This is a genomic window from Microcystis sp. M31BS1 (assembly GCF_020245285.1).
GTDB classification, from domain to species: domain Bacteria; phylum Cyanobacteriota; class Cyanobacteriia; order Cyanobacteriales; family Microcystaceae; genus Microcystis; species Microcystis panniformis.
Genome location: NZ_JADBVE010000332.1, coordinates 1 through 10,451, shown reverse-complemented (window position 1 = coordinate 10,451; position 10,451 = coordinate 1). Strand labels below are relative to the sequence as shown.

Sequence of the window (10,451 nt, the reverse complement as noted above, 5' to 3'; positions counted from 1 at the left end):
TGAGGGAATGAATACCAAAATAAAGCTTATTAAAAGAATGAGTTATGGATTTACCAATTTTGAACATCTTCGACTTAAGCTGTTTGCTTGCTTTAATTCATAACAAAAATTAACACACGAAAACCAGAAGAGCCGAAATTATACAAGCAACAGGAAAAAACGAGCAACTGTTGCGACTAGAACTGGCAATCATTATGTTTAGAGATTATCATATCAGTAGCGCAAAAGCAGCTGATTTTGCCAACTTATCTTTAATTGAATTTCGTCAAGAAATCGCCAAGAGGAATATTTGCGTAAATTATGATAGTGTAGATTGGCAACAAGAATTAGAAACCTTAAAAACTTTAGGTGATCTGTGATTGTTGTTAGTAACACCTCTCCTATTACCAGTTTAGCTGCTATCGGCTATCTTAACTTGCTCCATGATATTTATGGAACAATTATTATTCCAGTAGCTGTTTATGAAGAAATGACAGGATTAGGTTATGCTGTACCAGGTAAGTACCTAGGCAAAATTATTTACACATGACGATCATTGCCCCGTAAGGGTTTTAGCTCGATCGGGCAGGTAATTAATTTTGCATGACTACTTACTATTTAGGATTGTTTTGAGGTTTATCTGGCTTATTTTCTCTTTTAGGACTCAATTCGGCTCTTCTGGTTTCTGTGTGTAAACGAGGTCTATACTGATAGTTTCTTCTTTCAAAATAGTCCTAAAAGTCTTGCCCAGTAAGCATTTAACCTTACATAAGCAAAAATTATCACACAAAGTCGAGAAGAGCCAACGATAAATTGACAAGTGTGGGGATGGGATTTTTTTCCTCCCCACTTCAAGAAAAACGCGCTCTAGAAACCTTCCAAATTTAACTCTTAATTTTAGGTAAACAATTTTTTTAAAATTCCCCGGCAATTACTCAAAAAATTTGACATCTTAGAGCGGACAGGTAAAAATTAAAACTTTTCTCTGCCAAGGCACCGATCGATAGGATAATTAATAATCGGAACATCTGCTCTGAGAATATGTCTCTTGATCGCCGTCAATTTCTTTATCTTTTAGGTGCTACCCTTGGCACAGCCACTCTTGTCGGTTTTAACCGTGCCGCTTTTGCCGCTACTGGTCCCTATGGTCTTATCGCCCTACCCTATGGCTATGATGCCCTAGAACCTTATATCGATAAGGAAACGATGCAATTTCATCACGATAAACACCATGCAGCCTACGTTAATAATCTCAACACGGCAGTGGCAAAATATCCAGAATTGCAGAAAAAAACAGTAGTAGAATTAATTAAAAATCTTGACTCTTTACCCGCCGATCTTCGCATCACTATCCGCAATAATGGCGGCGGCGATCTTAATCATACGATGTTTTGGCAGATTATGTCCCCCGATGGCGGTGGCGAACCAACAGGAGAAATAGGAGCGGCAATAATCGCTAAATTTGGCAGTTTCGAGGAATTTAAAAACGCTTTCAACCAAGCAGGTACTAAACTTTTTGGTAGTGGTTGGACATGGTTGGTTTTAAATAAGTCAGGACAACTGGAAATTATCAGCACTGCTAACCAAGATAGCCCCCTAATGATGGGATTACAGCCAATTATGGGCAATGATGTCTGGGAACACGCCTATTACTTAAAATACCGTAATCAACGGGCTGAGTATTTAAAACAGTGGTGGAATGTGGTTAACTGGGAGGAGGTAAATCGCCGCTATGTTCAGGCAAAAGCTTAACGATGACAACTTTTACGGTAACAGTTCCCGCTACCACTGCTAATATTGGGCCCGGCTTCGATTGTCTCGGAGCGGCCTTAACCCTATATAATCAGTTTACTTTTACCCTGCTGCCAGCAACGACAGCTAACCCTGTCAGCATTATTGTCAAGGGAACTGAATCAGCTAAAGTTAGCCAAGGTGCTGATAATTTAATCTACAGTTCTTTTTTGCAAGTTTATCAAAAAATAGGACAGAATCCGCCCCCTATCGCCATCGAGATCGGTTTAGGGGTTCCTCTGGCTAGAGGTTTAGGTAGTTCTGCGACTGCTATTATCGGTGGGTTAGTGGCTGCCAATCAATGTGCGGGAAATCCTTTATCTCTGGGGGAAATCGAAGCATTAGCGATCGCTTTGGAGGGCCATCCAGATAATGTGGTGCCGGCTTTGCGGGGCAACTGTCAGCTATCGGCAGGATATAGCACAGATTGGGCTATATGTCAAGTATTTTGGCAAAAAAATCTCATTCCCGTCTTGGCGATTCCCGATTTTGAACTGGCTACGGCAAAAGCTAGGGCGGTTTTACCGGAAAAAATTAGCCGTCAGGAGGCTATTTTCAATATTTCCCGCTTGGGTTTATTATTGCGGGGATTGGAGACGGGTAACGGCGATTGGCTGAGAATTGCCCTAGAGGATAAACTGCATCAACCCTATCGCCAATCTTTGATCCCGGGTTACGAAAAGGTGAAAAAAGCCGCCATTAATGGGGGTGCTTACGGGATGGTAATTAGTGGCGCAGGTCCCACCCTATTAGCTTTAACTAACCCCGACAATGCCCAAAAAACAGCCACAGAGATGACAAATGCTTGGAAGGAAGTGGGGATTAACTCCAGTGCCAAAATTTTGGCTTTAGATACCCTAGGGGCGCAAGTAAACTGTTAAGCATCCAATTTACTTGTTAAGAGTCCATGGCAGATTGGTTGGGGTGTGGGGAAGTGGGGTGTGGGGAAGTGGGGAGCTTTTCAGTGAACAGTAATCAGTAATCAGTGAAAAGACAGCAGTGTTAGGATAAAAATAGATATAAATAATTGTTAAGAAAATGACGCGAATTACCGTTATTGGTGCAGGGATTGGCGGACTAACGGCGGCGGCATTATTGGCGCGTCGAGGTTATCAAGTCACAGTATATGATCAGGCGCTCGTCCCCGGGGGTTGTGCCTCGACTTTTTCCCGTCGGGGTTTTACTTTTGACGTGGGGGCAACTCAAGTGGCAGGATTAGAAGTAGGGGGCATTCATCAGCGCATTTTTGCCGAATTAGGGATAGATTTACCCGATTCTGTCCCCTGCGATCCCGCCTGTGCAGTTTTTCTGCCGGGGGAAACCACTGCGATTAACGTCTGGCGCGATCGGCAAAAGTGGCAAGAGGAAAGACAAAAACAATTTCCGGGCAGCGAACCTTTTTGGCAATTATTACAAAAACTCTTTCAAGCAAGTTGGCGTTTTCAAAGTCGCGATCCAGTTTTACCCCCGCGCAACTGGTGGGATTTAGGGCAATTAATCGCCGCTTTGCGTTTAGATACTGCCATTACCTTCCCTTTTACTTTGATGACTGTGGGGGATGCTCTGCGATTATACGGCTTAGAGAGGGATAAACGCCTAAAAACCTTTCTTGATCTCCAGTTAAAGCTTTATTCCCAAGTTACTGCCGATGAAACCGCTTTACTTTATGCCGCCACCGCTTTAGCAGTTTCTCAGTCTCCCCAAGGTTTATCCCACCTTCAGGGTAGTATGCAAGTATTAAGCGATCGCCTAGTAGCAGCTTTGGAAAAATACGGCGGTAAATTGCAAATGCGCCACACAGTGGAAAAAATACTGACAGAAAAGGGAAAAGCCACGGGAATTATCGTCAGAAATCAAAAAAATGACCAAATAAATTCAGAAATGGCCGATGAAATTGTCGCTAATATCCCGATCCAAAATTTACCACAATTAATCGATCGCGAAGCCATTCCCAGTCTTTATCACCAGAGAATCGAAAAACTTCCCCCCGCATCCGCTGCTTTTGTGGTTTACTTAGGAGTCGATCGCGCTGCTATTCCCCCCGATTGTCCCCCCCATTTGCAATTCCTCTACGATTACGATGGCATAATCGGCGAAAATAACTCTTTGTTTGTTTCCGTGAGTAAAGAAGGGGATGGCCGCGCTCCAGTGGGAAAAGCGACGATTATTGCTTCTTCCTTCACCGATACCAGTCTTTGGTGGCGAAAAGGAGCAGATAATTATCAGCAATTAAAAGCAGCATACACCCAAGAGGCGATCAAGCGTCTCGGTAATTATTTCCATCTTAGCCCTGATCACATCGTTCATATCGAATCAGCTACACCTCGTACTTTTGAACGGTTTACGGGGCGAAATCAGGGCATTGTCGGCGGTATTGGTCAAAGATTGTCCACTTTTGGCCCTTTTGGCGTAGCGACGCGCACTCCGATCCCCCATCTTTGGTTAGTGGGAGATTCCACCCATCCGGGAGAAGGCACTGCCGGAGTCAGCTATTCGGCACTCACGGTAGTTAGACAGATTGAGAATAAATTATTGGCTTCTAGTTAGCCGTAATTATGAATTATGAATTGGGAAGAATAAATAAAAGCAATCTTCTGAATACTGAATACTGAATAATGATAACTGATAACTGTTAACTTACCCACTGATAACTGATAACTGATCACTGATAACTGTTATAAAGCACCAGCTGCCGTGCGATCGAGTATTCCTGATCCTAGATGATAGGTAATATTAATTGCTTGTAGGACTGGTTGAGAGTCAACTCCTTTGGGATAATCGATGACACTAACCGCACCATTTCCCTGTTTAATATTCCAGAAATTGGCGGGTTTTAAACCCAATAAATAACAAAGAATCACCTTATTAATGGCATCGTGAGCTACCACCATAATTGTCTTAGGACTATCGCTATTACTATAGGTTTTAACGATTTGCCGCCAACAAGCGATCGCTCGATCCCAAACTTCCTGTAAATTCTCCCCTTCCGGCATTTGCACGGTTTCCGGGGCATTTTTCCAGTCTTCTAACATCCCGGGGAAACTCGCTTCAATTTCCTCCTCTAATTTACCTTCCCAAAGTCCGTGACAGATTTCTGTCAGATCCCCTTGGGTATCTAAGGTGATATCGGGGTGATATTGCAGGATAATTTGGGCAGTTTCCTTGGGACGGGACAAAGGACTGGTGACAGCGTGATCGATCGCCGTTTCTCGCAGAAATTCGGCGGCTTTCTCAGCTTGAGCTTTGCCATTATCATTGAGAGGAATATCGCGCACCCCTTGAAAACGTTTATCCCGATTCCATTGGGTTTCTCCGTGACGCACAAGCAGCAGCCTAGAACCTTGGAAAGGAGGACGCGGTGGGGGTAAAGCTATCCCTAGGTGTGCCGTTTGATTGAGGGATTCCACCTGGACAGGATCACCAAAATTACCCGTAAAATTGAGAACATTAACGCAACAGTTAGATTGTTGTAGGGAATGGTATAAGGAAACCGGAATACCGATGGCACTGAGGATTAAACAGCGATTAATACCGTTATGGGCAACAATTAGTATAGTTTGTCCCTCGTGTTGGGGAATAATTTCTCGCCAAAAATCCTGCGCTTGTTGATAGAGGGAGAGAACGGGGTAATGTTCTTGACCATCGGGCAGTATCATCTTGAATTCGTGAGGTTTTTGGTGCCAATCCCGATATTCTTGGGGGTATTGAGCTTTTACCTCCTCTTTGACCATATTTTCCCAGATAGGCAGATCGATTTCTAGTAACTGCGAAGTGGGTTGAATGACGGGAGAGTGATTTAAACGAGACTGAATCACCTCAGCAGTAGATTTGGCTCTTTGGAGAGGACTACAGTAAAAAGCGGCGATATCGATTTGACTGAGGGCATTTCCTACTTTTTCCGCGTCCAGATGCCCTTTTTCCGTCAAAACCGAGCCATCACTGCGACCTTGTATTTTCTGCTCTGCGTTATAACTGCTTTGTCCATGACGAACAATAATCACACGAGTAGCCAAGCGGTTCAGTCTCCTTAACTAAAAGTCTCAATATCAGATTACAGGCGATCGGGATCGGAGTACAGTCTCGTTAGGGGATAGGGATTAGGGGAAGTGGGGAAGTGGGGAAGTGGGGAAGTGGGGGAGTGGGGACGTGGGGGAATTTCAACTAAAACCCCAACACCCTAAAACCCCAACACCCTAAAACCCCAACAGCCAATAAGAATATCAAAACTTCCTGATATAACAATCTCTTTGGGATCAAGGGTTTGGCGGTTTTATCAAGAAACCATGACAATGTACTTGGTCAAAATCGGAATCTTGCTGTTTAATAGGTATTTATAACAAGCGATTCCCTTGATCCCCATCGAGTGGATCTCTCGTTCACAAAGCAATCGATGAGTAGTTAGAAGGATTACCCAGATCACTGCTTTTGCAAATGCCCAAAAACATTTGCCGTCGTAACTAATCGGAGAGCGTCAACTCATGGTTCCAGAATACCCCCCCTTAGATGAGATGACCTTGCGGCAACTACGACGAGTTGCCAGTCAATACAGCATCTCTCGTTACAGTCGGATGCGGAAAACGCAGTTAATCGAGTCAATTACCCAAGCTATGGGAGTAAGCGGCAATTTTAAATCTATTATTAAAGAGGAAAAACCAGTGGAAGCAGCAAAATTTGAATTAGGTCAAGCTAACCCGATCGAAGATATACTAGGTTCAGTGGATGATGGTTTAGGAGATCTGCCCGGTGGCTACGGTGAAAACCGCATTACCCTCCTACCTCGCGATCCTCAGTGGGCCTATGCTTACTGGGATATCCCCAACGAATCGAAAGAAGATCTACGTCGTCAAGGGGGACAACAGTTAGCCCTGCGTCTTTATGATGTCACCGATATCGATCTCAATAGCCAAGGCGCCCACAGTGTCCAAGAATATCTCTGTGATGAATTAGCCCGGGAATGGTATTTACCAATTCCAGTCAGCGATCGAGATTATGTTATCGATATCGGTTATCGTTGTGCTGATGGTCGTTGGTTAGTTTTGGCCCGTTCTCCTTTAGTGCGGATTCCTCCCGTCTATCCTTCCGACTGGATTGAAGATATTTTTGTCACCGTTAACTGGGAAGAAGAACTGGTGGGTAAAACTGTTTACGAACTCGTTCCCCCCAGCAAACGCTACGACAGCAGCACCGGAACCACTGGAAGCCCTATCTACGACCAAATTTTCGAGAGTGTCGGCGATATCGAGGCCCTACGGGTGGCCGGTTCCTTGTTTGGTTCCATGCAGCACGTCGCTGGTTCCGTACCGATGTCGGAAGTGATCAGTTCTTATGTATTCCCCTCTGGGGTTGGTATGTGGGCAGTTCCCACGGTATCGGGACTAACCGCTTCCGGTATCGGGATGACTGCTTCTGGTATCGGTATGGGTGCTTCGGAAACCCTACAACGTCCGCGCAAATTCTGGTTAGTTGCCGATGCCGAATTAATCGTCTATGGTGCCACCGAACCCGATGCCACCGTAACTATCGGTGGTCGTCCGATTAAACTCAATCCCGATGGCACTTTCCGCTATCAGATGTCCTTCCAAGATGGTTTAATCGATTATCCGATTATGGCCGTGGCCGCCGATGGGGAACAAAATCGTTCTATCCACATGAAATTTACCCGGGAAACTCCCTCTCGCAATACCAACACTAAAGATGAGGCGGTTCTAGAATGGTTATTCTAGATCGGGTTTTCTAACGTTACCAAAGCCAACCTAATTACCTCCCCCTAACTGAGATTTAGTTAGGGGATTTTTTGGGGATTGTCAACGCTATCAACTTCTATTCCCAAATCTGACAGCTTAAATCGCCCGATTTTTGGGAAAGACGCAGATTTTCACCGTAATCGACGGGAACATCGATCACCGCAGGGACATCTTGCTGGAAAGCATCCTCTAGTATTGGGATCAAATCCTGAGCAGATTCCACCCGATAGCCTTTTAATCCCATACTTTCGGCAAATTTAACAAAATCGGGATTACCAAACTTAATAAAAGAAGAGGTCCCAAAATGATTAAACTGCTTCCATTCGATTAAACCGTAACCGCCATCATTAAAGATGAGAGTGACGAAGGGAGTTCCCACCCGCAAAGCTGTCTCCAATTCCTGACAATTCATCATAAAACCGCCGTCTCCCGTCACCGCCACAATGCGCTTATCGGGATGAACTAACTTAGCGGCGATCGCACCAGGGATGGCAATACCCATAGCGGCGAAACCGTTAGAAATAATGCAAGTATTAGGACAATCGGAGTGATAATGGCGGGCCATCCACATTTTATGAGCGCCCACGTCAGAAATGGCGATATCTTCCGGTCCCATCACCTGACGCAGATCGTAGATCAATTTTTGTGGCTTGATCGGAAAACCCGTATCATTGGCATAGGTTTCGTAATCGGCCCGAATTTCCGTCTTTAATCCCGCAGTAACAGGAGTTGGTTTATTCTGGCGATCAGCCCGTTTGAGGATATCGATGAGAGAATCGGTGATATCACCCACCACTTCCACCACCGGGGCATAACTGCTGTCAATTTCCGCCGGAGTCATGCCGATGTGAATAATCGGTAATTTCCCGTCTGGATTCCATTTTTTCGGGGAATACTCGATTAAATCGTAACCAACAGCGATAATTAAATCACTGCGCTCAAAAGCACAACTAATCAAATCCCGTTGCTGTAATCCTACCGCCCAAAGAGCCAGAGGATGGGTATAGGGAATCACCCCCTTACCCATAAAAGTGTTAGCCACAGGGATATTCAAGGCCGTGGCGAATTCCGTTAAAGCCTCACTAGCATTAGCGCGAATTGCCCCATTTCCCGCCAAAATCAAGGGATTTTTCGCTTTAGAAATCACCGCCGCCGCCATGTTCAAAGTCCGATAGGAAGCGTAAACTTTTTCCTGACTATCGAGGGGCAAAGGACTACCATCGGCAGCCATAGCGGCGATATTTTCAGGAAGATCGATATGAACTGCCCCCGGTTTCTCACTTTGGGCGGTTTTAAAGGCTCTCCGTACCACTTCTGGGGTGATACCTGGCCGCACGATTTGTTTATTCCATTTCGTCACCGGGGCGAACATGGCCACCAGATCCAGGTATTGATGGGATTCAATGTGCATCCGATCGGTTCCCACCTGGCCGGTGATAGCCACCAAGGGCGCCCCATCGAGGTTAGCATCGGCTACCCCTGTCATTAGGTTAGTCGCCCCCGGTCCTAAGGTGGAGAGACAAACCCCCGCTTTTCCCGTTAAGCGTCCATAGACATCGGCCATAAAAGCGGCACCCTGTTCGTGACGGGTGGTGATAAATTTGATCGAGGAGTTTTTTAGGGCTTCCAAAACATCGAGGTTTTCTTCCCCGGGTAGCCCAAAAATATACTCGACCCCTTCATTCTCTAGACATTTAACTAGAAGTTCGGCTGTGTTTAATTCCCCCATAGTTCCCTCCTGTAGAGCTTACTTCATCAGTAAAGTCTCTAGAGATAGTTCATCCCGGCGGATTGAGGTTGTTGCGCTCAACTCGTCGGGATGATATCAGTAGACTATATGTACCAATGTAGCTGACTAAAATTTTGTTTAAGTCTATCCATATACCATTGTGACTTAGATCTTGACCCTTGGCAGATTATTTATTAGCACAATTGGGGAGAATTTTTTTTAGGCCGTTAATTCTTCGGCGGCGTGGGCCAGTTGGGCGGCGACTTTGGCTAAATAGGGACGACTTAACCACCAGATAAAGGGGGACAGCCAACCCCGCAGAGTGACAGAATAGGAAATATAACTACCACAGAGGGTTGATTCCACTTGGTAGGTCATTTTCTGTTCCATGCCGGGGATAGCGAGAACTCTGAGGCTGAGAAGTTCCCCGGGACGGACATTTTCCACGAAAACCCGGATAGGAATGGGAGTCAGACGGGTGACAGCTTGATAGATTAACCCCGGTTTAGCGATTAAACCCAAGGGAACATCAGCCTTGGCAATCAAAGGATGCCAAGAGACATCGGCCACATTGATTAATTTTTGCCAGAGGACATCGACGGGGGCGGTACTGACCACCCGATAGGTTTTGTAGAGTGAAAACTTACAGAATAGTCTGCCTTTGGCCGCTACAATCCTTAGGGAAAAATTGAGAATCACCGATCGCCCCCCGCAAAAATAATCCAGGTAATCTTCTATTTTGACATACCCCACGCCGTAAACGGACGTGGATTCTTCTAGCATCACTGCTGTGAATTTATGGCTCAACGAGTCCACTTGAATTAGATTCCTGGCGAAATCCCACCTCTGGGTGGTTCTCTCCTCAGACTTTCGCTCCCTTACAGAAGCCTGTTTTCGGGGTCCCCTACGATACGGTTCAAAACCTCTAAAATACTTGGTTTCTCTGGTACTTGGTGCTGAGAATTTTACCTATAGGAGCATTCCCCTATAGAACCCCATAACTCTAGTTTTCAAGGTGCGTTCATCGGTTGATGACTGGGTTTTTTAAGCGGTTGCTTACCCAGCCTCCTATTCTTAATATACTTTAGACGTTCATAATCTGAGATTTATTAAACTTCTGAAATCGTAGAGTCAGCAAGGAATCCAGTTCTTTTTTATGTTTCAGATGGGCATCATTCAGACATTCATAAATAGCTGAAGAAAAGTCA

General features: G+C 45.2%; 9 protein-coding genes and 2 pseudogenes. 7 read left to right on the top strand and 4 right to left on the bottom strand.

The window, feature by feature from the left end; translation table 11 throughout:
• The 6 genes and pseudogenes from IM509_RS18840 to crtD all read left to right on the top strand — a co-directional run.
• A partial coding sequence (locus tag IM509_RS18840; RefSeq protein WP_287717324.1) for a transposase occupies positions 1 to 103 on the top strand: 103 nt, incomplete at its 5' end.
• Between the two features lie 34 nt (positions 104 to 137).
• Complete coding sequence (locus IM509_RS18835; protein ID WP_185237642.1) at positions 138 to 359, top strand: UPF0175 family protein; 222 nt, start codon at positions 138 to 140, stop codon at positions 357 to 359.
• Positions 356 to 499: pseudogene (locus IM509_RS18830) on the top strand (PIN domain-containing protein); the annotation flags it as partial. The gene IM509_RS18835 and the pseudogene IM509_RS18830, both read left to right, overlap by 4 nt.
• A 521-nt stretch (positions 500 to 1,020) precedes the next feature.
• The gene (locus IM509_RS18825; protein ID WP_052275854.1) at positions 1,021 to 1,731 is read left to right on the top strand and encodes a superoxide dismutase; all 711 of its coding nucleotides are present in this window, start codon (positions 1,021 to 1,023) and stop codon (positions 1,729 to 1,731) included.
• Positions 1,732 to 1,733: 2 nt separating this feature from the next.
• Entirely contained in the window at positions 1,734 to 2,651 is a 918-nt protein-coding gene (gene thrB / locus IM509_RS18820; RefSeq protein WP_052275855.1) for a homoserine kinase, read from the top strand.
• 157 nt (positions 2,652 to 2,808) lie between these two features.
• Complete coding sequence (gene crtD, locus IM509_RS18815; protein ID WP_052275856.1) at positions 2,809 to 4,317, top strand: C-3',4' desaturase CrtD; 1,509 nt, start codon at positions 2,809 to 2,811, stop codon at positions 4,315 to 4,317.
• A gap of 128 nt (positions 4,318 to 4,445) precedes the next feature.
• Here crtD and IM509_RS18810 read toward each other — a convergent pair whose 3' ends face one another.
• Complete coding sequence (locus IM509_RS18810) at positions 4,446 to 5,783, bottom strand: histidine phosphatase family protein (protein WP_052275857.1); 1,338 nt, start codon at positions 5,781 to 5,783, stop codon at positions 4,446 to 4,448.
• A 465-nt stretch (positions 5,784 to 6,248) separates the two neighbouring features.
• Here IM509_RS18810 and IM509_RS18805 point away from each other — a divergent pair, with 465 nt between their 5' ends.
• The gene (locus IM509_RS18805; RefSeq protein WP_052275858.1) at positions 6,249 to 7,493 is read left to right on the top strand and encodes a DUF4912 domain-containing protein; all 1,245 of its coding nucleotides are present in this window, start codon (positions 6,249 to 6,251) and stop codon (positions 7,491 to 7,493) included.
• A gap of 97 nt (positions 7,494 to 7,590) precedes the next feature.
• Here IM509_RS18805 and IM509_RS18800 read toward each other — a convergent pair whose 3' ends face one another.
• The 3 genes and pseudogenes from IM509_RS18800 to IM509_RS18790 form a co-directional block, all read right to left on the bottom strand.
• Positions 7,591 to 9,243, bottom strand: a complete 1,653-nt coding sequence (locus tag IM509_RS18800; RefSeq protein WP_052275859.1) for an acetolactate synthase large subunit — start codon at positions 9,241 to 9,243, stop codon at positions 7,591 to 7,593.
• Between the two features lie 219 nt (positions 9,244 to 9,462).
• Positions 9,463 to 9,942, bottom strand: coding sequence for a hypothetical protein (locus IM509_RS18795; protein ID WP_041804515.1), 480 nt, complete (start codon positions 9,940 to 9,942; stop codon positions 9,463 to 9,465).
• 385 nt (positions 9,943 to 10,327) lie between these two features.
• Positions 10,328 to 10,451, bottom strand: a pseudogene (locus IM509_RS18790) (IS630 family transposase); the annotation flags it as partial.